Genomic DNA, 20,390 nt, shown 5'->3' with positions numbered 1-20,390 from the left:
GGCGGGAGCCGATGCGAGAGTGGCCCTCATGAGGTCCCTCCGGATCGCTCCCGCCACCGCCCGGCCGGCGTCGCCGCGGGGCGGATGATGGCGAGCGAGCAGCAGACGGTCCTGGACCCGGCCCCCGGCTCCGGGACCCGCGACGACGAGCGACGACGGCCGCGACCCGCCCGGCGGTGGGCGGCGCCGCTCCTCGTCTTCGTGCTCCTCGCGCAGATGGCCGCCGTCATGGTGACGACCGCCGTGCAACAGACCCCGACGATCGACGAGCCCGTCTACGTGGCCACGGCCGCCGAGTACCTGCACGGTCAGGGCATCCGTTACAACCCCGAGCATCCGCCGCTCGGCAAGCTCGTCATCGCCGTCGGCGTGGCGCTCGCCGACCCGCACGTCGACACGTCGTACGACGGCCCTCAGATCGGGCTCGGTCCGCATCTGCTCTACGCGTCGGGCAACGACCCCTGGCAGCTGATGTTCTGGGCCCGGCTCCCGGTGATCGTGCTGACGCTGCTGTTCGGGCTGGTGGTGTTCGCCTTCGCCCGGGACCTCGCCGGAACCATGGCAGGCCTCGCGGCACTGGCCCTGTACGCCTTCTCCCCCGACCTCGTCGCCCACGGTTCGCTGGCCACACTCGACGTGCCGACGGCCGGCTTCCTGCTCACCTCGGCGTGGCTGCTGTGGCGGGCCCGCGCGCGGCCCAGGCTGTACGTCCCGCTCGCCGGTCTCGCCCTCGGTGCGGCACTGGCCACGAAGATGAGCGCGCTGCCCGCGGTGCCGGTGATGCTGGGCCTGACCGCCCTCTCGGTGTGGAGCGCGGGTCGGGGTGCCGATACGCGCCGCAGGCTGTTGCGGGTGCTCGGCGCGGCCGCCGTCGTGACGGTGGCAGCGATCGCCGTCGTATGGGCGTCGTATCTGGTGGTCGATCCGCGGCTGCGGTGGACGTCCCAGGATCAGGTGCCGGTGGTGCACGGTCTGAAGGGGACGCTGGCTGATCTGCTGCCGTTCCCGCAGGCGTACGCGGACGGGATGCGGATCCAGTTCCGTTTCGAGAACTACCCGTGGGAGGGCTTCCTGTTCGGGCGGGTGTACACCGGGCACCTCTGGTACTACCTGCCCGCGGCGCTCCTGGTGAAGACCCCGCTGGGCCTGCTCGCCCTGTGGGCCGCGGGCGCCGTCGTGGTGGTGGCGGTACGACGGCTGCGGCCGGCCGCCCCGTATCTGCTCGTCCCCGCCGGGGTGTTGCTCGCCTCGGCCATGACGGGGGCACGCGACTTCGGGACCCGGTACACGCTCTTCCTGCCCATGTTCCTCACGGTCGCCGCCGGTTGTGTCCTCACGGTGCGCCGACGCCGGGCGCCGGCCGTCACCGCGGCGCTGGTGCTGTTCGTCGCGGTCAGTTCGCTGCGGACCTTTCCGTACTATCTGCCGTACTCCAACGAGGCGTTCGGCGGTCCGGCCCGCACCCATCTGCGGCTGCACGACTCCAACGTCGACTGGGGACAGGACCTCGGCCGACTCGCCGACCGGCTGCGCGAGCGTTACCCGGACGAGCGGATCTGGCTCGTCTACAAGGGCAGCGGCCTGCCGTCCGCCTACGGCATCGAGGCGTCCGACCCGCGCGAAGCACCGGTCGACGACGTGCGCGGAGTCCTGGTCGTCTCGGACTCGTCGGTTGCCAAAGCGAAGGGCCGGCTGGCCGAGTTGATCGACAGCAGCCGTCCGATCGACGAGGTCGGGCACTCGATCATGATCTACCGCCGATGATCACCCCGCCGGGAGCAGCCGGTGCCGGCTCAGCGGATCGTGTGCTGGAAGCCCTCGGCGCTCACGTGCGGCATCGCCCTGCTCGCCACGCGGTAACGGCCGTTGGGCACTTGGGGAGACCTGGTGATGTGGACGGCGAGCGGGCCCGCCCACTCGTAGCCCCGCCGCTCCCCGTGCCGGGCCAGACGGTCGGTGAGCTCCTGGCCCACACCGCTGCCCCGGCGGGCGAGTTCGTCGTAGACGAAGTCCGAGAGCTCGACGTCGTACGCGTTCGGGACCACCACCCGGCTCTCACTGCACACGACGACGTTGCTGTCACACTCACGTCGCAGCGCGTCGAGGAGTTCGACGGGCTCCCGGTCGACGACCCGCGCCCAGAGCGTCTCCCACCCGTGTTCCATGGCCTGTTCCAGTGTGCTCAGCGCACCCATTGCCTCTCACCTGCCGAAAGTTCTGGTTTCTCGTACGGAGGGCCTGTCCTGTCAGGGGTGGGTTCCCTTGCGGCGGGCGCGTATCCGTCCGTTCCGGCGGTTGCCTGACGCTCTTGTACAAGCGCTGGTCACCGGGGGGCGTGGGCTATGTTGACTCCCCGTGGGAGACAAAGGAGGCGCCTCGGTGCCATCGCCGCAGCAGGCACGCGCACAGGCATCCGCAATCACCTCGGGCAAGACCGCACCGGAAACGGAGGCCGCCCCGGCCTCCCAGCTCAGGACGCTCTTCGACAGGCCCCGGCTCTCCCCGGGGCAGCGACGCATCGCCCAGTACCTGATCGAGCACATCACCGAAGCGGCGTTCCTCTCCATCACCGATCTCGCGGAGCGCGTCGGCGTGAGCCAGCCCTCGGTGACCCGGTTCGCCGCGGCCGTGGGCTTCAGCGGCTACCCCGCGCTGCGCGAGAAGCTCCAGTCGATCGCGCTCGGCACCCTCGCCGGCGGTCCGGTCGCGGACGAGGAGTCGCGCGGCAACGAACTCCAGGCCGCCGTCGACGCGGAGATCGAGAACCTGGAGAACCTGCGCCGCGACTTCGCCGACCCCGACCAGGTGATCGACCTCGGCCGCAAGCTGTCCGAGTCGACCCCGCTGACCATCCTGGGCCTGCGCATCTCGGCGTCGCTGGCGGAGTACTTCGCCTACGCGGCACGCCGTATCCATCCGGACGTACGGCTGGTCACGCGTGGCGGGAGCGTCGCCTACGACGCTCTCCTGCAGTCCCGTGAGGCGGGCGGCACCTGGATGCTCGCCTTCTCGATGCCGCGGCACGCCCAGGAGACCCTCACCGCCCTGCGGGTCGCCCGCAGCGCCGGACTGAAGGTCGCGCTCGTCACGGACCTGGCGCTCGGACATGTGGCCGACGAGGCGGACGCCCTGTTCACCACCGGCACCGGCTCCCGCCTGGTCTTCGACTCCTACGCGGCACCCGGTGTGATCGCCGCCGCCCTGCTCCAGGCCATGACCGACGCCGACCCCGAGCGCACTCAGGCACGGCTGGAGGACTACGAGCAGATCTCCGACCAGCACCAGTTCTTCCTCAGGGACTGACCCACCCCCCGTCATACCGGGCCAGAACGCCACATTCATGCCTAAATCACGCATGAATGTTTTCATACTCCTTGCAAAGAGAACGGCATATATAAATACTGCTCACGGATCACCCCGGACCGCTCCGGGAACGTTCCGCACACCCGCCCGAGAGGGCACTTGTACGGACATCCCGAGCCGTCGTCTCCTACCCGCGTCGGCGCCCGGGGTGTTCGGTGGGGCCTCGCCTGCACGCGAGCCCGCGGCGGCCCCGGTCATCCCCTAGACCGGGGCCGCCCAAACCGTCGGACCACGCTCACGACGCCGCACACCCGGAAGCGATCACCATGACCCTGACGACCACGCGGACCACCACCCGCCTCGGCCCGGACTGGCCGTGCCAGGTCAAGACCCCCGGCAGCTACGACTGGGAGCGCTCCGCGGCCAAGTGGCTGCGCGAGCTGGTGCCTGCGCGGTACGCGAGCTACCCGGCGCTGATGCGGCACACCGTGCTGCTCGCCCGGCACGCGCAGATCCAGGTCCAGCACGAGATCCGGGTCGCCCGCACCGCGCTGCAGACCGCCCGCGCCGACCTGCCGGCACTCGGGCTGCCGGAGTCGGTCATCGAGCACACGATCAAGCTGTACGCCGCCGAGGTCCTGCAGCTCCAGCACATCGCCCGCAGCATCCGGGAGGTCACCCAGGCCCTGGTGGACCACCACCACGGCCGCTGAACCCACCCGGTGGGCATGATCCCCGCCGTACGTGGGACCCGTGGCGAGCATGAGCACCACGGAAGTACGGCGCGGCGATCCGGTCACCACGGTCCTCACCTGGGAGGTGCGTCCCGGGCGGGAGCGGGAGTTCGAGCAGTGGACGCACGGGATCAGCCGCTGTGCCAGACAGTTTCCCGGCAACGAGGGCGTCTCCTGGCTGCGTCCCGAGGACGGCCACCGCTTCCACGCGGTGCTGCGCTGGTCCGACGCGCACCGGCTCACCCTCTGGCTGGAGTCACGGGAGCGGGCCGACTGGCACGCGCGGATCGAGGACATCGCCACCGAGGTCGGCAGCGAACGGCAGTCGACGACCGGCCTTGAGACCTGGTTCAGCCTGCCCGGCACCACCGTCCGTCCCCCGGTCCGCTGGAAGATGGTGCTCACCACGTTCCTCGGCGCCTTCCCGTGCACGCTGCTGATCCAGTGGCTGGTGGCGCCCCGCACGGCCGCCTGGCCGCTGCCGCTGCGGGCCGCGGTGTTCCCGGTGGTGCTGTTGCCGGTGCTGACGTATCTGGTCATGCCGTTGCTGAGCCGACTGCTGCGGAGGTGGCTGTACCCGGTGGCCGACCGCTGACCGCTGACCGCTGACCGTGCCATGCACCGGGGCGCGGGCCGGTTCGTCAACCGGTGGGGTCACCGATGCGTGGGATGTGTGCGCACAAGAGCGCGATCGATCTGTGCCCCGTGTGCCATGCTCGACGGGTGACGAGCGAGCCCGCCGGCCCTTCACACGCCGGTACCGCGCCCGACATGGCCGCGCTGGCCAAGGTCGTGGCCAGACAACGCGCGGAGATGGACCGCTTGCGGGACCAGGCCGCCACCTCGGCGGTGCTGGAGCGGGCCAAGGGCGCCCTCATGGCGCTCAGCGGATGCACGCCGGACGCCGCGGGCGAGGATCTGCTCCAGCGGGCCAAGGCCGGCAACCGCACACTGCTGGAAGAGTGCTGGATCACCCTCGGCTCCGTGGTGCCCCCGCTGCCCGGCGCCGCCCCCGAGCCCGACCACGGCGTGGACCTTCCCGGCGCTCTCCTTTCCGCGGTCCCCGGACCCGCCGGTCCACGGTCCCCTCGGCCGGGCGCCGCCGAACCCGTCGGCTGGGACGCTCCCGACATGGACGACGGCTCCAGCGCCCTCGGCCGGCTCGGCAGAGCTCTTGTGCACGTCGTCACGCCCCATGACCTGGCCCGCTGTCTCCTGGAGGAGCTCGCGGCGGACGTGGACGCCGACGCGCTCATGCTCTACCGGTCCCTGCCCGCGGGGGGACTCGAACTGATCGGTCACGCCGGCCTCGACGACACCGTGGCCGTCCAGTGGGCCCGGGTTCCTCCGCTGAGCGGCATCACCGCGCTGGAGGCGCTCCGGGCGCGGGAGCCGCTCTGGCTGGAGGACTTCGCGACGGACCGGGAGCGATATCTGCTCATCGGGGAGCCGCCCGAGCGCTGGCTGTCCCGCGCCTGGCTGCCGGTGTCGACCGGCGACGGCGCCGAGGTGTGCATCGGGGTCCTGCGCACGCGGGGCGGACCGTTCACCCCGCGGGCCCGGCAGCTCCTGCGGGCCGTCGCCCGGCTGTGCGCCGGCTGGCTGCGGTCCTTCGGCGCCCGCCCGGAACTCAGCGCCGGTGCCGCGGCCACCGCCGCACAGCCCGTCTTCGACTCGCTACCGGGCTCGGCGATGCTGCTGACGCCGCTGCGCGGCCCGTCGGGCGAGGTCGAGGACTACCGGATCGACGCCGCCACCGCGGAGGCGGTCGATGTCGTGGGCCGCACCGGCAGGCAGCTGCTCGGCCGACGGATCCTGGAGTGCTTCCCGAGCATGGCCGACGAGGCGGTGTGGCACGGCTGTCTGCGCACGCTGAGCACGGGAGAACCGTTCGGGGGCGAGCCGTTCGCCTACCAGGAGGTCGTGGACGGCGCCGCGGAACTGTCCACGTACGCGGTGCACTCGGCCCGGCTGGGCGGCGCCCTGGTCGTCACCTGGGTCCGGCACGACTCCTCCGACCGGCAGGAACAGCGCCTGGCGGATGTGCAGCGGCTGGGGAACCTGGGCTGGGCGAACTGGAACCTGGTCACCGACGAGGGCAGCTGGTCCTCCCAGGCCTTCCTCGTCCTGAACCGCGATCCCACGCTGGGGCCGGTCCGGCTCGCCGACCTGCCCGAGCTCGCGCTGCCCGAGGACGCCCCGCTGCTGGCCCGGGCCGTGCGCGAACTCGCGCGTACCGGGCGGCAGTTCGACGTCCCGTTCCGGGTCAGGTCCGGTGCCGAGGTCCGTCATCTGCGGATGGTCGCCGAGGTGGTGACGGACACCGAGAACCGGCCCGTCGAGGTGCACGGTTTCGTCCAGGACCTCACCGCGCAGCGCAGCGCCGAACTCGCCCTCGTCGAGAGCGAGCAGGCGATCGTGACCCAGCACGGCGTGCTGCGCGCGGAGCGCACCCTGGCCGCCCGGCTCCAGCACGCACTGCTGCCCCTGCCCACCCGACCGGTCGGCCTCGCCGGGCTGCGGGTCGAAGTGGCCTATCTGCCCGCCCAGTCGGGAATCCACGTCGGCGGCGACTGGTTCAGCGCCATCGAACTGCCCGACGGCGACGCCCTGTTCGTCGTCGGCGACGTGGCGGGCCACGGCATGGACGCCGTGGCCACGATGGCCCAACTGCGCTTCACCGCGAAGGGCATGGTCATCACGGGCTCGTCGCTGACCGGGGCGCTCTCCCGCCTCAACACCCTGCTGCTGCACTCCCGCGACTCGCACGGCACCGCCACGATGGTGCTGGCCCGCTACGACCCCGGCGAGCGCTGTCTGGTGTGGGCCCAGGCCGGTCATCCGCCGCCGCTGCTGGTGCGCGGCGGTGAGGTGCGTTTTCTCGACCGTCCGGCCGGCATTCTGCTGGGGGCCTGCGCCGCCCCGGACTTCGAGGAGGCACGCTGTGTCCTGGAACCGGGTGACCGGCTCCTCCTCTACACGGACGGCCTGGTCGAGCTGCCCTCGGAGGGCATCGACCACGGTCTGGGCCGGCTCGCGGCGGCCGTCGCGGCCCACCACACGGACGCGCCCGGCTCCCTGGTCCCGCTGCTGACCTCGGTGCTTGAGGTCGAACGGCGTGACGACGTCTGTGTCCTGGACATCCGGATGCCGTCCGAGCCGGAGTGAACCGCCGGACGCTCGGTCCCTGCGGTCGGGTTCAGTCCGCTGGGTGACCGGGCGAGATGGAGGCCGCGTCGGAAAGCCGCAGCAGCTGTCCGCCCCCGGCGTTCTCACGCTCGCCCCAGGCCTCCGGTTGGAGAACGAACCCGACATGGTCACCGCCGTCGGCCCGCTGCACGACCCTGCCGACGAACCAGGCAACCGCGTCCTCCAGTACGACGGCACCGCCGGCCTCCTCCCGCCAGCGGACCCGGGCGAACTTGTCCGTCCGGTCGCCCGTCTCCCCGCCGAACAGACGGGCGAGACCGTGCTGTTCGCGGGTGAGCAGATGAACGGCGAGACGGCTCGCGGCGCCGGCCACCCGGTAGGTGCGGTTGGCCCTCGACAGCCACACCACGTACCGCACGGGCTCGATCGAGCACTGGGAGGCGAATCCGACCAGGCAGCCCGCGCGCTCGCCGTCCGCGGCGGCGGTCACGACGCACATGTCGGGGTCCAGGCGGTCGATGAAGGCGTCCATGCCCGCCATCCTCCGCGATCAGCCGCCACCCGTACGGGACTCCAGGTCGCGCCGTGTGTCGTCGCCGTACACGCCGTCCTCGTCGCCGCGGATGCCGTACCAGAGCTGGAAGCGGGCCACGGCCGCGGTCAGGGTCGCGTCGTAGGTACCGGCGGTCGAGCCAGCCGCGTAGACGTCCGGGATGCGGAGGAGGCGTTCCTGCAGTTCGGTCACCTCGGGGCCGCTGTCTCCCTCGCGGAGCGTGCCGGCGCCGTCGGGGTCGGTGGCGCCGGAGGCGGTCGGGGTGGGGGCGACCGCGGAAGCCGTCGCGGTCGGCCGTGGGGCCGCCGTGGCGCTGCTCTCACCGCGGCCCGGGAGCAGGAGCGCGCAGCCGAAGCCGATCACCGCGGCCGCGATCACGGCCGCCGCGATCGCGGTGCGACGCAGTCCCGGCACCCGTCCGGAGGGAGTGTCCCGGGGGCGGGCGCGTTCGTGGTCCCTGACGGGCGGCAGTTCCTGGGTCGCCTCCTCGGTTCCGGACGGCGGGCCGGGCAGCGCGATGGACTCGAAGCCGACGGCGCCTCGGGGCGGCAGGTCCTTGAGCAGCTCCGCGAGCGCGTCGGTACGGCGCGGGCGCAGTACCCGGATGGGTTCGATGGGTGGCGCGTCCGGCGGCACCCCTCGGTCGGACGGTGTGGGCATCCTCGTCTCCTTCCGTCCCGTGCGCTCGGGTCCGCGCAGGCCCCCGGGGAGTGATACGGCGCCGCGGGCCGGGGAGTTCAGTTCTGCCGGGGCGGGGAGGAGGGCCCGCGGGCGAGGACGCTCCGCAGGGAGGTCGTCGTCGCGGTGTCGACGGGGCGCGTGCCGTCGCGCAGCGCACGCTCGCGGAACACGTCGTACGACTCCTTGTGGCCCAGGCCCGACCCGCTGTTGCGAACGACGACGGCGTCGAAGCCGTCCGGCGGCGCGGCCACGCCCTGCACAGCACTCAGTTCCCTCACAAGGCTGCACCCAGTGCCATTCAGATGGGTCAGGTGCTACGTTCGCGACCATGAGCTCCACTAAGCCCCCCATGCGGGACGCGCTGGTCGCGGCCGCCTTCCAGCTGTTCCTGGAACGGGGTTACGAGCAGACCACCGTCGACGACATCGTCGCGCTCGCCGGAGTCGGGCGCCGCTCGTTCTTCCGGTACTTCCCCTCCAAGGAGGACGTGGTCTTCCCCGACCACGAGCGCTGTCTGACCGACATGACGGCGTTCCTGGCCGCGAGCGACCCCGGGTGCGACCCGCTCGAAAGGGTCTGCGAGGCGGTGCGGCTGGTCCTGCGGATGTACACCGAGAACCCGACCTTCTCCGTGCAGCGCTATCGCCTCACCAAGAAGGTGCCCGGTCTGCGCGCCTACGAGCTGTCCGTGGTGTGGCGTTACGAGCGCTCCTTCGCCGAGTATCTGCGCGGTCGGCTGAAGGGTCTGCACGACGGGACGCTCCGGGCCGACGTGATCGCCGCCGCCGTGGCCGCGGCACACAACAACGCCCTGCGTTCCTGGCTGCGCTCGGACGGCCAGGGCGACGCCGAGGAGGCGGTGGAGCACGCGCTCGGCTATGTGCAGGCCGCGTTCGGGGGATCCCCCGCGCCCTGCGCCGACGAGCGGCCCGAGGACGTGGTGGTGATCGTCTCCCGCCGCGGCGCCCCTCTGTGGCGGGTGGTCCAGGAGATCGAGGCCTCACTGGACGGCGACTGAGCCGTACCGCCCCGTCTCGCCACCCGTCCGAAAAATTGGGTACCCAGTACCTTTACTGCTGGCACTGAGTGCCATACGCTGACGGCGTGCACGGCGGCACAGGGAGCCGCGCACGTCCGTGCACGGTGATCCGCGCACGTGGGATTCCGGCCGAGCGCAGGGAGTTGACCAGCGTGTACCACCACTCAGGCACCATTGCCCGTCAGGCGGCCGGCTCCTCGGCGGGGGTCCTCGATCCCGTCGCCCCGGCCTCGGACGCGATCCTCTTCCAGCGCTGCACCTGGTGCGCCACGGCGATGTACCACCGGCTGCTGTGTCCGGTCTGCCAGGGCGGCGACCTGCGCACGGAGCGCAGCGAGGGTGTCGGCACGGTCCGCCACTCCACGGTGGTCCACCGCAACACCCCCGCCGCGCGCAATGTGTCGCTGATCGAGCTGGCCGAGGGCTTCGTGGTCCGGGGCCGGGTCATGGGTCCGCCCGCCGCGATCCACAGCGGTGACCGGGTGCGGATGTCGACGGCCAAGGACCCGGTACGCGGCGAACCGGTCTTCCAGTTGCTCGACGAGCCCTACCGCGCCTGGAGCTGACGGCGACTCACCCCTGGGCGGACGACGAGGACTTCGCGCCTCACCACGCCCCGGGCAGAAGGTCCCGCACCCGCACCGGCCGCCCCGTCTCGAAGCACCGGTTGGCGGCCAGCCCCACCCCCAGCGCCAGGGCACCGTCGCGTTCGGTGGCCGTCGGGTGGGTCGCCGCACCGGCGTCCTCGGTCACGGAGCCCGCATCGGGGTCGACGGGCCCGAAGAGGGCGTCGAGCATGCGCGGGTCTCCCCCGCCGTGCGCCTCGTGGGCGGTGACGAGGGGGACGTCGACCGGGGGCTGCCACAGTGGCCGCAGGGTCAGACGCGCGCCGCCCGGGTGGTCGGCCGCGGTGTCCCCGTGCAGTGCGCCGCTCGCCGAGGTGATCCGGGTCCGGGGCGCCTGCCAGCGGCTCTCCTCCACCTCCAGTTCCAGGCGGCCCGCGCTGCCGTTGAACATGACCCGGTAGCCCTCCCACGGCGAGTAGGCGGTGAGGTGGTACGTCATCGTCGCGCCCCGGGTGTGGCGGACCAGGAGCGCCATGTCGTCCTCGATGGTCACGGGCCCGTCGAAGACGTTGCGGTCGCGGAGGTACCCGTCGTCATCCTCGGCGTCGAGGTAGAGGGCGCGCAGGGTGTCGTCGGCCGCGAGGTCGAGGGCGAAGGGGTCGTCGGCGGCCGGTCCCGCCCCGTGGGCCCGGGTGTAGTCGCGGCGCAGGCCATGGCGTTCGCCCGCCTCATGGCCGTAGAAGCCGAGCCGCCCGTAGCCGAAGACGTCCTGCGGCTCGTCGGCGAGCCACCAGTTGACCAGGTCGAAGTGGTGGCTCGACTTGTGGACCATCAGGCCGCCGCTGTTCCGCTTCTCGCGGTGCCAGCGGCGGAAGTAGTCGGCGCCGTGCCGGGTGTCGAGGAGCCACTCGAAGTGGACGGAGAGGATCTCGCCGATCGCGCCGTCGGCGAGCAGGGCACGGACCTTCTCGTGGACGGGGTTGAAGCGGTAGTTGAAGGCGACGGTGAGGGAGTTGCCGGTGTCCCGGACCGTGTCCAGGATGCGGGCGCAGCGGTCCGCGTCGACGGTCATCGGTTTCTCGGTGACCACCCGGCAGCCCGCCCTCAGGGCCGGAACGATGTAGCGGTCGTGTTCGGCGTCGACGGTGGTGACGACGACCTCGTCGATGTCCTCCTTGGCGAGCAGGTCGGCGAAGTGCTCGGGTTCCCACTGGGTGGCGGCGGGTTCTCCGGCCCGGGCGAGCAGCAGGTTGTGGAAGGCCATGCGGGTGGGGTTCGGGTCGCACAGGGCGGCGACGCGGTGACCGGGGCGGCCCGCGAGAGCCCGGGTGAACAGCTGGGCGCGGTGGCCGGTGCCGACGACGGCCGCGCGGAGGTGGGGAGTTCGACTCATGGCAAGCGCTTCCCCTGTCCGGTGGTCCGCCAGTCCCCACGATCTCTCTGGCTGGATCTCACCGTTCGCCCGCCATCGGCCACTCGCACAGTCAACCCACAGACGCCCCTCCCCCGTCCTAGGTGACGCGAGAGATGCCCGGGACCGACGGGACGTCTGCGCATGGGGTTTTGAGGAGAGGACCATTGACCGGTGCCCGGCGAATATGTGTGACCGCCGTGGCGGTACTGGCGGCCCTGGCGGGCTCGCCCGGACTGGCACAGGCCCAACAGCCGCTCCATCCGGGGCTGTTGAGCGCGACGGACGACAACTCACTTCCGCCGGGGTGGCGGATCGACGGCGAGGGCGGGGCGCGTGAGCTGGTCTGGCGTGCGCCGAAGGCCGTGCCCATGGGGGACGCGCGCGTCGAGTTCCGTACCGGGGACCGGCTGCTCGGGGTTCCGAAGCCGGCGAGGGACGGGCGGACCTTCCGGCTCGCTCTCGACGAGGTCGGGCCTGCCCGGCTGACGGGCCTCCAGGTGACAGCCTCGGGGCGCCGGTTGGACGCGGCGGCCGATGACACGCAGAAGTCCCCCGCGCGCGGGGCCCGGGTCCCCGAGCAGGCACCGGCGAACGGTGTCGATCCTGGCAAGCCCGGCTCGTACCGCACGGTCACCGGGGAGTACGAGCTCGACCCGGTGCGCCTGCCCGGGTTCGCCACCCCGGTCGAGATGCGCGCCGAGGTGGTGGCTCCCAAGGGTGCCACCGGCAGTCGGCCGCTCGCACTGTTCCTGCACGGCCGCCACACCACCTGCTACAAGCCGGGCTCCGAGGACGACGTGACCGGCGACTGGCCCTGCGCGGACGGCTACAAGCCGATCCCCAGCTACCTGGGCTATCTTCGCGACCAGCAACTGCTGGCCTCCCAGGGCTATGTGACCGTGTCGATCTCGGCGAACGGCATCAACGCCCAGGACTCGGGGGCCGAGGACGCGGGCGCGCAGGCGCGTTCCTCGCTGGTACGACAGCACCTCGCCCGCTGGGCCGACTGGACCGCCCATCGCTCCACCGCCCCGGCCGTCGTACGCGAGGCCGCCAAGGCGGACCTCTCCGATGTCCTGCTCGTCGGCCATTCGCGCGGTGGCGAGGGCGTCAACCGGGCCGCCATGGACAGCCTCTACCCGCCGCCGGCCGCAGAGGACGGCTACCGGGGCCCGGTGCGCTGGAAGGTGCGCGGCACCGTGCTGATCGGACCGACGATCTTCGGCCAGAATCCGGTCGCCGACGTGCCGTCCGTGACGCTGCTGCCGGGCTGCGACGGCGATGTGTCGGACCTTCAGGGCGAGGACTTCGTCGACGGGACGCGGGGGATCAGCCGGGGCTCCGCGCTGCACAGCGCGGTCTACATGGTCGGCGCCAACCACAACTACTTCAACAGCGAGTGGACCCCGGGCGAGGCCGAGGCGCCGGCCTGGGACGACTTCGGGACCGACCCGGAGCAGCCGGACCCGGTGTGCTCGCCGGGTGCCGCGACCCGGCTGACCGCCGCCCAGCAGCACAAGGCGGGCGCCACCTACATCGCCGCGGCGGCTCGGCTCTTCCTCGCCGGGGACGACCGGGTGCGTCCGCTGCTCGACGGGTCCGGCAGGCGTGCCCCGTCCGCGGACCCGGCCCGGGTGCTGACCCACGCGGTCGGCGGTCGCCGTAGCGGCCAATTCCTGCCGGACGGCGGGGTGCAGGTGTCCGGTGCCCGGCTGTGCTCGGCGATCGACCCGGACCCGGCCGTGGCCTGTCTGGACCCGGAGACTCCCGGATCGTCACCGCACTTCGCGTGGTGGGAGACGGAGAAGGAGACCGGTCGCAGCGCGATCGACCTGAAGTGGTCCGCGCCCGGCACTCCCGCACGCGTGACTCCGGCCAAGCCGCTCTCCCTGCACGGTTCCCGGCAGCTCGCGCTGCGGGTCTTCGTACCGCCGAACTCCACCGGTACGAAGTTCGACGTGGCGGTCACCGACTCCGCGGGCCGCCGGGTCACGCTGGGCGGGGTCGAGGTGGCCGGACTGCCGGGCTCCTCGAACACCGCGTCCTACTGGGCCCAGGAGCTGCGCGTCCCGCTGGTGGCGGCCACCCGGGCCGGGCTCGATCTCCGGCACGTCAAGTCCCTTGAGTTGACGCCCCGTTCGCAGTCGGGGCAGGCCTGGCTGATGGACGCGTGGGGCTGGGCGCCGGGTACTCCGGCGGTGAAGGCGGCCGCGCTTCCGCGTGTCGACGTGGGCCGCACGATCGTCAAGGAGGGCGACTCGGGCACCCGCACCTACCGGATCCCGGTCGAGATCTCCGGGCACGGCAGCGGCCAGGTCCGGGTGTACGTCCTCGATCCGGACAGCGGCAGGACCGAGACCAGGCTGGTGACGGTACGGCCCGGCAGCGACGCGATCGACGTGCCGGCCGAGGTGAAGGGCGACACGGCCTACGGCTACGACGTGCAGCACGACATCGCGGTCAAGGCCGTGCGGGGCGCCGTCGTCGGCAAGCACCGGGGCGGGGTCACCGCCGAGAACGACGACCCCGAGCCGGTGATCACCCTGACACCGGTCGCGGACCGGGTGACCGAGGGAGAGACGCTGACCTGGCGGATGTCCCTGGACGCGCCCACGACCGTGGACATCTGGCAGCCGGTCCGGGTACTGCCGGTCACCGAGGGCACCGAGCTGTCCACCAAGGACGTGGACCCGCAGTGGCTGCAGGACTGGGCCGGTGATGTGCCCGACCCCGAGCGGCCGCTGTCCAAGGCGAACCTCTGGGTGTGGATGGGCATCCCCGCCGGGAGCACCAGCACCGACTTCGTCGTGCCCACCATCCGGGACCAGGTGGCCGAGCCGACCGAGTCGATGCGCCTCGCACTGACCGACTACGACGCCGAGCCGCTGCCCGACAGGCCGGTACTGACCGGGACGGTGCTCGACACGCCGTCGGCACGATGTCGTACGACGACCTGAGGTGCGGGGCCCGGACTTCCCGGGCCCCGCACTTCACAGCGTCACGCGAATCCCGACCGTCCCGTCAAGACCCCGCCGCAGTCTGCTGCCGAGGAGGGTGAGCCGGCCGAGGATGCCGTACTTGCGGGCCAGGAGCTGCCGGTAGCGAGCCGTGGTCGGCGGGTCGCAGATCTCCGCGGTGGCCGGGATCTGGTCGCCGGTCGGATTGCCGCGTACGTCGCAGGGTCCGACGAGGACGTCCGCGCGGGCCCTGATGCGCTTGACCTTCCAGGAGTCGGCGGCCGACCACACACCGAGCGTGTCCCCGTCGCGGACCACCCACACGGGGGTGGCGACCGTGGTGCCGTTCTTGCGGTAGCTCGTGAGCAGCAGGTACTTGCCGGCGCCGAGCCGGTCCAGCCGCGTGTCATCCATGACGGAAGTCTAGGCAAACCCGGTCGACCGGTGGTGGGGCGGTGCGGTGCGGTGCGCTGGTTGGGGGGACGGACAGGGGGCACCGGCGTGGCCTGGAGTCGTGGCGACGAGGCTCTTCCGGGAGCTGCGGCACCACATCCGCTCCCCCGCCGCTGAGTACAAGGCGAATCGCTGCGGTCCCCGCGTCTTCGGCGACGAACGGTGCCGGGACTTCCTCGCCGCGGCCCACCGGTTGCCGCACGTCGGGACCGACGACGGGCCAAACGCCCCGGTGGAGGCGTTCTTCCGGGTGGTCGACGAGTTGCGGCGCGCGGACCGCCGTACGGCCGTGTCGGGGACCCTCGACCGGCTCGCTCCGGTGGGTGTGGCCGGACGGGGACGGCCGCGTCGAGTTGCGGCTCGTGGAAGCCAGGCTCGACGTGCTGGTGCAGCCGGCTGAAACCTCACCGGGATCGCCCTCAAGCCGGCGTCGGACGAGCTCAACGCCCGGGGCGACGCGACCAGCCAGGCCCGGATGCACGCGGAACCGGTCAACTCGGGCCCGGACGCGGCTGGTTAACGTACCTCGGCCGACTCCTCCGGCACAGGATCACCGGCTGTCGTGAACGCGCCCGGTCCGGGCCACGTATGCAAGGAGGGTGCTCAACGACCGGAGGGCCCCGCGGTGCAGACACCGCTTTTTTCTGGTTCGGGAGCCATGCATGAGGCACGCACGACGACGGGTCGTCCGGCGAGTGACACGGCTGGCGGCCGTCGGCGGACTCCTCCTTGGGGGTGCGATGGTCACGCGGGCCGTCGCGAGCGAGAACCCCGCCACGACCGCCGTGCCGCGCACCTACGCCATGGAGGCCGGGCAGACCGGCGCGGATCTGGTGTCACGGCTCGGCACCTCCCGCACGGCGGGCACCTGGATCGGAGCCGACGGCAAGCCGGTCGTCGCGGTCACCGACGAGAAGGCGGCGGCCGAGGTGCGTGGCGCGGGTGCCGTGGCGAAGGTCGTCGAGCACAGCATGGACGAGCTCAAGTCGGCGGCGAAGACTCTGCGTTCGGCGCCCCGGGTCGCCGGGACCGCCTGGTCCATGGACTACCGGACCAACGAGGTGGTGGTGCAGGGGGACAGCACCGTATCGGCGTCCGACTGGGCCGGCATGACGAAGGTCGCGGACGGCATCGGCGGGTTCGTGAAGATGCAGCGCGCCGAGGGCACCTTCACGCCCCGGCTGAACGGGGCGCAGCCGATCCTGTCGACCGGCGGGCGCTGTTCGGCGGGGTTCAACGTGACGAACGGCCAGAGCGACTTCATCCTCACCGCCGGGCACTGCGGCCCCACCGGTTCGATCTGGTTCGCGGACACCGGCGGCACCAACCAGCTGGGCAGGACGGTCACCCAGAGCTTCCCGGGCAACGACTTCTCCCTGGTGCAGTACGCCAACGGGAAGGCGGGCGACGGCGCCGGTGTCGTGTTCATCGGCAACGGCAAGGGCGTGCAGATCACCGGGGTGGGCGATCCGTCCATCGGGCAGCGGGTGTTCCGCAGCGGCAGCACGAGCGGGCTGCGCGACGGCCAGGTGACGTCGGTCAACGCCACGGTGAACTACCCGGAGGGCACGGTCACCGGTCTCATCGAGACGAACGTGTGCGCCGAACCCGGGGACAGCGGTGGCCCGATGTTCTCCGAGGGGATCGCGCTCGGCATCACCTCGGGCGGCAGCGGTGACTGCACACAGGGCGGGACGACGTTCTTCGAGCCGGTGACGAAGGCCCTGAAGGAACTCGGCATGCAGTTGATCGTGTCGATCCCGACCGGGGCCGGCGCGGCCTCTCCGGCGCCGTCGGCGACCTCCGCGCAGGGCTCGGTCGCTCCCGGTGCCGCCTCTCCCGGTTCCTCGGCGGCGGTCGAGGGGGCGCAGGGCACGCCTCTGCTGACCCGGCTCACGGACACCCGGAACGTCGGACCCGGTCTGCTGGTCGTCGGGGGCAGCCTGATCGCGCTGGTGGCGGCGCGGTACATCCGCTCGGAGCAGGACCGCAGGGCGTATCAGCGGCACTACTCGGCGACTTGGGGCTGAGAATCCCGGGTCACCGGCCCAGGCTGAGCAGGACCGTGGCGACTCCCGCAGCCATGAGGCCGACCATCTGCTTCGGGCTGAGTCTCTCGTGCAGGAGAGCGACTCCGAGGATCACGGGAAGGGCCGGATAGAGCGAGGCGAGCACGACGGCGACCGCCAGTAACTGCCTTTGGGCGGCGAGCAGATACAGGATGAGTCCGAGGGCGGCGCCCGCTCCGACCAGGAGCGCCTGAACGCCGTGCACGGGCGGCAGGAGCAGGCGCCGCGGGTGCCGTGCCGCCGCGGGCAGCAGGACGAGTACGGCGGCCACCCGGCCCGCGGCCACCGGCCACAGTCCGCTGGAGGCACCGGCCTGGGCGAGGGCGATGTACTGGAGCGCGACCCCGGCACTGGCCAGCAGCCCGTCGGGCACTCCCCCGCCGCCGTCCGTGCCGCCGCCGCAGACCATCCAGAGCGCGGGCGCCGAGAGGACGATTCCCAGCCAGGCCACGGCAGTCGGCCGGTCGCCGAGGACCACCCCGCACACCACGGACAGGGCGACCCCGGTGACGGCGCTGACGGGTACGACCACGCTCATCGCGCCGTGGCTGAGGCCGCGGTTGAGGAAGTGCATGGCGGCGCCGCTTCCGACACCGGAGAGCGCACCCCACAGGAGGTCGACATGCCGTACGGCGGCGGTGGGAAAGAGCAGCGCGGCGGCGGTGGCGAGCGCAAGACCGCCCAGCTGGCCGAGGAAGGTGACGGCGGCGAAGTGCGCGCGGCGGGACAGCAGGCCGCCGGTGAAGTCGACGATGCCGTAGCAGACCGCTGAGGCCAGTGCGAGGAGTGGGCCCATCCCGTCAGGGGTGCCCTGGAAAGACCTGGTGAATCCCGCCCGGTGGGAGCTGTCAGGCTGCCGGGACCGGCTGCGGAGCGGCGGCGGCCCACTCCAGGACGAGGCGCTGGTACTCCTCGCGCTGCTCGCCGCTCAGTGTCCCGCCCGCCCGGCGCCACAGGGCCCGGATCTCCTCGTTGACCTCGTCGGCCGATCGATCGGTAACGGGTTCAACAGTGGTGGACATGGTGTGAAGCATAGGACTCCGGAAGTGAAGGCGGCGTGAGTAATCACGGCAGAAATGGATATATCGGACCGTGTTACTGATCACGTCCATCTGTCAAGGCCCGCAGCCCCGTTCACACCTCGGCCACACCCAGGACCAGCACCTGGATCGCCAGCACGGCTGCTCCACGGGCCCAGTCGTGGAAGTCGGACACCCTGGTCTCCAGGTCGATCGGGGCGGCCAGCGGGTGACGGTGGGCACGAATCGTGTCCTCGACGGTCTTGCCCGCCACGTCCATGAGGCCGACGCCCTCTCCGGCGAGCATGATCTTCTGCGGCATGGCGAAATTGGCGATCTGGGCGACCAGGACGCCGAGTGCGCGCCCGGCCTCGTCAATGACGCGGGCGGGCATGGGCTCACCCGCGGCGGCGAGGGCCAGGATCTCCTCGTAGCTGTGGTCACGGCCGGTGGCGGCCTGCACCTGGTAACGGATGTTGGGGATGGTGAGCAGCGAGACGGCGCTGCCGCGGGTGCCCTCGGGGGTGAGCGGTCCGTTGGGGTCGATGATCCAGTGCCGGCCGAAGCCCCGGTCCTCCTCGGCGTACGGGACGCGTCGGCCGCCGAGGACGAGACCGTAGCCGATGCCGGCGCCGATGGTGAGAACGGCGAAACGGTCGAGCCCGCGGCCCGCCCCGAACCAGGTCTCGGCCTCGACGAGGGCGGAGACGTCGTTCTCGACCACCACGGGCAGACCCGTCCGCTCCTCGACGAGGTCCCCCAGGGGGACGTCCCGCCAGTGCAGGAACGGGGACTCGCCCACCACGGCCCGCTCCTGGACCAGTCCGCCGACCCCGATGCCGATGCCGGCCAGACGCGGGTAGGCGCGGGCCAGTTCGCTCGCCATCTCCGCGAGCAGGTCGGCGACTTCGGCGGGGTCGTGGGTGGTGAGGGGCCGGTCGTGGCGGGCGACGATCTCACTGCGGAGGGTGGTGACGACGCCGTAGACCATGTCTTCGGTGATCTTGAACCCGATGAAGGACCGGGACTCGGCGACGACGTCCAGCGGCTGCGAGGGGCGCCCCTGACGCACCTCGGCCGGGGCGCCCGCCTCGGGGACCTCGATCAGCAGACCCGACTCGATGAGGGGTTTGGTCAGCCGGGTGAGGCTGCCTGCGGAGAGATCCAGGCGGCGGGCGAGTTCGGTGCGCGACAGCGGGCCGTGGACGAGCACCTCGATCGCCACCGAGCGTTCGCCGGTGCTCAGGGGTAGCCAGCTGGCGGCAACTGCGGTCATGAAGGTCAGACTCCCACATGATTTCTTTCACCATAAAAGCAACATGACCACGTTACGGCCATGAAGGCCGTTCGGAAAAGATGCCTGCGCACCTCTTGACGCATGGATTCTTCCGCCACAAAAGTAAGTGGCCGAGGACGAGCCGCCGCAGACGAGGGAGTCTCCCGATGACCATCGCCTCAAGCAGCCCTCCGTCGCGTCTGCCCGTGGGCGGCGCCGAGAGGGCGGGGACCAAACCGAGGGCAGGGCGGGCCAGGGCCCGCGAGGGCGGGGGCGACGGACGACTCGCCGCGGTGTTCATCGCCCCGGCGCTGCTGGGCTTCACGGTCTTCCTGCTCTGGCCGACGCTGCGGGGCATCTACCTGAGCTTCACCCGCTACAACCTGCTGACCCCGGCCGAGTGGGTGGGCCTGGACAACTACGTGCGGATGGTCCACGACCCCATCTTCTGGGACTCGCTCAAGGTCACCGTCGAGTACGTGGTCATCAACATCGGCCTCCAGACCGTGTCGGCGCTCGCCATCGCCGTACTGCTCCAGCGACTGACGCAGTCGGCGGTGCTGCGCGGGATCGTGCTCACGCCGTATCTGATATCTAACGTCGTCGCGGGTCTGGTCTGGCTGTGGATGCTCGACAACCAGCTCGGCATCGGCAACGAGATCATCGCCGGGCTCGGCTTCGACCGCATCCCCTTCCTCGCCGACGAGACCTGGGCGATCCCCACGATCGCCCTGATCAACGTGTGGCGGCACGTCGGCTACACCGCGCTGCTGCTGTTCGCGGGCCTCCAGGCCATCCCGAACGACATGTACGAGGCCGCGAAGGTGGACGGCGCGAGCGAGTGGCGGATGTTCTGGCGGATCACCATGCCGCTGCTGCGGCCGGTCCTGGCGGTGGTGCTGATCATGACGGTGATCGGTTCGTTCCAGGTGTTCGACACGGTCGCGGTGACGACCGCGGGCGGTCCGGCGAACGCCACCAACGTGCTCCAGTACTACATCTACGGCGCCGCCTTCGGCCGCTTCCAGTTCGGTTACGCCTCGGCGATGTCCGTGGCCCTGCTCGTCGTGCTGAGCGCGATCACCGTCCTGCAGTACCGGATCACCCGGGCCGGCCAGAGCGACCTCGGCTGACGGGAAGGGAGAGAACCGACATGGCTGCCATATCCACGACGAC

20 protein-coding genes are annotated in these 20,390 nt (G+C 71.6%); 11 read left to right on the top strand and 9 right to left on the bottom strand.

The genetic code is table 11. The annotated features are described in order from the left end of the window. Nucleotides 1-84: 84 nt before the first annotated feature. Nucleotides 85-1,764 (top strand): ArnT family glycosyltransferase, encoded by a 1,680-nt coding sequence (locus tag ACI2L1_RS17945; protein ID WP_404740275.1) that lies wholly within the window; start codon nucleotides 85-87, stop codon nucleotides 1,762-1,764. Nucleotides 1,765-1,793: 29 nt separating this feature from the next. Here the strand turns inward: ACI2L1_RS17945 and ACI2L1_RS17940 are convergent, their stop codons facing one another. After that, nucleotides 1,794-2,195, bottom strand: a complete 402-nt coding sequence (locus ACI2L1_RS17940) for a DUF3662 domain-containing protein (RefSeq protein ID WP_404740274.1) — start codon at nucleotides 2,193-2,195, stop codon at nucleotides 1,794-1,796. 184 nt (nucleotides 2,196-2,379) lie between these two features. On the opposite strand from ACI2L1_RS17940, the gene ACI2L1_RS17935 reads away from it, so the two are divergent. The 4 genes from ACI2L1_RS17935 to ACI2L1_RS17920 all read left to right on the top strand — a co-directional run bounded on the left by ACI2L1_RS17935 (nucleotide 2,380) and on the right by ACI2L1_RS17920 (nucleotide 7,205). After that, nucleotides 2,380-3,303, top strand: coding sequence for a MurR/RpiR family transcriptional regulator (locus tag ACI2L1_RS17935; RefSeq protein WP_404740273.1), 924 nt, complete (start codon nucleotides 2,380-2,382; stop codon nucleotides 3,301-3,303). A 326-nt stretch (nucleotides 3,304-3,629) separates the two neighbouring features. Then, complete coding sequence (locus ACI2L1_RS17930; protein ID WP_404740272.1) at nucleotides 3,630-4,016, top strand: hypothetical protein; 387 nt, start codon at nucleotides 3,630-3,632, stop codon at nucleotides 4,014-4,016. Nucleotides 4,017-4,065: 49 nt separating this feature from the next. Beyond that, on the top strand, nucleotides 4,066-4,632 hold the full coding sequence (locus tag ACI2L1_RS17925; RefSeq protein ID WP_404740271.1) for an antibiotic biosynthesis monooxygenase: 567 nt from the start codon (nucleotides 4,066-4,068) through the stop codon (nucleotides 4,630-4,632). Between the two features lie 176 nt (nucleotides 4,633-4,808). After that, entirely contained in the window at nucleotides 4,809-7,205 is a 2,397-nt protein-coding gene (locus tag ACI2L1_RS17920) for a SpoIIE family protein phosphatase (RefSeq protein ID WP_404740381.1), read from the top strand. Between the two features lie 31 nt (nucleotides 7,206-7,236). On the opposite strand, the gene ACI2L1_RS17915 is transcribed toward ACI2L1_RS17920, so the two are convergent. From ACI2L1_RS17915 to ACI2L1_RS17905, 3 genes are all read right to left on the bottom strand, one after another. Beyond that, a complete protein-coding gene (locus ACI2L1_RS17915) occupies nucleotides 7,237-7,728 on the bottom strand; it encodes a flavin reductase family protein (RefSeq protein WP_404740270.1) in 492 nt (163 codons plus the stop codon). Between the two features lie 9 nt (nucleotides 7,729-7,737). Further along, nucleotides 7,738-8,400: a peptidoglycan-binding protein gene (locus tag ACI2L1_RS17910; RefSeq protein ID WP_404740269.1), complete on the bottom strand. Its 663-nt coding sequence runs from the start codon at nucleotides 8,398-8,400 to the stop codon at nucleotides 7,738-7,740. A 77-nt stretch (nucleotides 8,401-8,477) separates the two neighbouring features. Further along, nucleotides 8,478-8,699, bottom strand: a complete 222-nt coding sequence (locus ACI2L1_RS17905) for a hypothetical protein (RefSeq protein WP_404740268.1) — start codon at nucleotides 8,697-8,699, stop codon at nucleotides 8,478-8,480. 50 nt (nucleotides 8,700-8,749) lie between these two features. On the opposite strand from ACI2L1_RS17905, the gene ACI2L1_RS17900 reads away from it, so the two are divergent. Both ACI2L1_RS17900 and ACI2L1_RS17895 read left to right on the top strand, forming a co-directional pair. Further along, nucleotides 8,750-9,439 carry a TetR family transcriptional regulator gene (locus ACI2L1_RS17900; protein WP_404740267.1) on the top strand — a complete coding sequence of 230 codons (690 nt, stop codon included), beginning with the start codon at nucleotides 8,750-8,752 and terminating at the stop codon, nucleotides 9,437-9,439. Between the two features lie 173 nt (nucleotides 9,440-9,612). Further along, a complete protein-coding gene (locus tag ACI2L1_RS17895) occupies nucleotides 9,613-10,026 on the top strand; it encodes a Zn-ribbon domain-containing OB-fold protein (RefSeq protein WP_404740266.1) in 414 nt (137 codons plus the stop codon). 40 nt (nucleotides 10,027-10,066) lie between these two features. Here the strand turns inward: ACI2L1_RS17895 and ACI2L1_RS17890 are convergent, their stop codons facing one another. Then, on the bottom strand, nucleotides 10,067-11,419 hold the full coding sequence (locus tag ACI2L1_RS17890) for a Gfo/Idh/MocA family protein (RefSeq protein WP_404740265.1): 1,353 nt from the start codon (nucleotides 11,417-11,419) through the stop codon (nucleotides 10,067-10,069). Between the two features lie 209 nt (nucleotides 11,420-11,628). Here ACI2L1_RS17890 and ACI2L1_RS17885 point away from each other — a divergent pair, with 209 nt between their 5' ends. Beyond that, the gene (locus tag ACI2L1_RS17885) at nucleotides 11,629-14,397 is read left to right on the top strand and encodes a hypothetical protein (protein ID WP_404740380.1); all 2,769 of its coding nucleotides are present in this window, start codon (nucleotides 11,629-11,631) and stop codon (nucleotides 14,395-14,397) included. A 33-nt stretch (nucleotides 14,398-14,430) separates the two neighbouring features. Here ACI2L1_RS17885 and ACI2L1_RS17880 read toward each other — a convergent pair whose 3' ends face one another. Continuing rightward, the gene (locus ACI2L1_RS17880; RefSeq protein ID WP_404740264.1) at nucleotides 14,431-14,811 is read right to left on the bottom strand and encodes a PPOX class F420-dependent oxidoreductase; all 381 of its coding nucleotides are present in this window, start codon (nucleotides 14,809-14,811) and stop codon (nucleotides 14,431-14,433) included. A gap of 100 nt (nucleotides 14,812-14,911) precedes the next feature. Between ACI2L1_RS17880 and ACI2L1_RS17875 the strand changes: the two genes are divergently transcribed. Both ACI2L1_RS17875 and ACI2L1_RS17870 read left to right on the top strand, forming a co-directional pair. Further along, nucleotides 14,912-15,250 (top strand): hypothetical protein, encoded by a 339-nt coding sequence (locus ACI2L1_RS17875; protein ID WP_404740263.1) that lies wholly within the window; start codon nucleotides 14,912-14,914, stop codon nucleotides 15,248-15,250. Between the two features lie 262 nt (nucleotides 15,251-15,512). Further along, complete coding sequence (locus ACI2L1_RS17870; protein ID WP_404740262.1) at nucleotides 15,513-16,880, top strand: S1 family peptidase; 1,368 nt, start codon at nucleotides 15,513-15,515, stop codon at nucleotides 16,878-16,880. A gap of 10 nt (nucleotides 16,881-16,890) precedes the next feature. Here ACI2L1_RS17870 and ACI2L1_RS17865 read toward each other — a convergent pair whose 3' ends face one another. The 3 genes from ACI2L1_RS17865 to ACI2L1_RS17855 form a co-directional block, all read right to left on the bottom strand. After that, nucleotides 16,891-17,715: an EamA family transporter gene (locus ACI2L1_RS17865; protein ID WP_404740261.1), complete on the bottom strand. Its 825-nt coding sequence runs from the start codon at nucleotides 17,713-17,715 to the stop codon at nucleotides 16,891-16,893. Nucleotides 17,716-17,767: 52 nt separating this feature from the next. Next, nucleotides 17,768-17,953, bottom strand: coding sequence for a hypothetical protein (locus ACI2L1_RS17860; protein ID WP_020134742.1), 186 nt, complete (start codon nucleotides 17,951-17,953; stop codon nucleotides 17,768-17,770). Between the two features lie 100 nt (nucleotides 17,954-18,053). After that, nucleotides 18,054-19,214, bottom strand: a complete 1,161-nt coding sequence (locus ACI2L1_RS17855; protein ID WP_404740260.1) for an ROK family protein — start codon at nucleotides 19,212-19,214, stop codon at nucleotides 18,054-18,056. A 167-nt stretch (nucleotides 19,215-19,381) separates the two neighbouring features. Here ACI2L1_RS17855 and ACI2L1_RS17850 point away from each other — a divergent pair, with 167 nt between their 5' ends. Further along, a complete protein-coding gene (locus ACI2L1_RS17850; RefSeq protein ID WP_404740259.1) occupies nucleotides 19,382-20,347 on the top strand; it encodes a carbohydrate ABC transporter permease in 966 nt (321 codons plus the stop codon). Nucleotides 20,348-20,390 lie beyond the last annotated feature (43 nt).

It is taken from the genome of Streptomyces sp. NPDC019531 (assembly GCF_044903305.1).
Lineage (GTDB): Bacteria > Actinomycetota > Actinomycetes > Streptomycetales > Streptomycetaceae > Streptomyces.
Note: the sequence above shows the minus strand (reverse complement) of the source record. Positions and strands in the feature narration are given on the sequence as shown.